Below are 457 nucleotides of genomic sequence, written 5' to 3'. Positions count from 1 at the left end.
ATTCTAACGTTCCATTCTATAAAGAGTTGGCGAACCAGGGCCTAAAAGCCACCGATGTTCCGGTGGTGGCATTCTCCGCGGGGGAGGAGGAGTTACGCGGTATTGATACCAAACCGCTGGTGGGCAACCTTGCCGCGTGGAACTACTTTGAGTTCGTAGATAACGCGACCAACAAGAAATTCGTTGCGGATTACCGGGCGTATGCCAAAGCGCACAAACTGCCAAATGCTGATTCGGCGGTAACCAATGACCCCATGGAAGCCACTTATGTTTGTTCGCATATGTGGGTGCAGGCGGTAGAAAAAGCCGGAACGACTGATGTGGATAAAGTCCGCGTAGCGATGGCAGGACAATCATTTGCTTCACGATCAGGTTTTACCCTGACCATGGATGCCACCAATCATCACCTGCATAAACCCGTCATGATTGGCGAGATTGAATGCAACTGCCAGTTTAA

Annotated in this window: 1 protein-coding gene; it reads left to right on the top strand. The window is 50.5% G+C overall.

The features are described from left to right. A partial coding sequence (locus ACU8YC_RS27270) for a transporter substrate-binding protein (RefSeq protein WP_446896297.1) occupies positions 1-457 on the top strand: 457 nt, incomplete at both ends.

The organism is Citrobacter sp. VF227, assembly GCF_052950715.1.
This window is presented reverse-complemented; position numbering and strand designations above follow the sequence as displayed.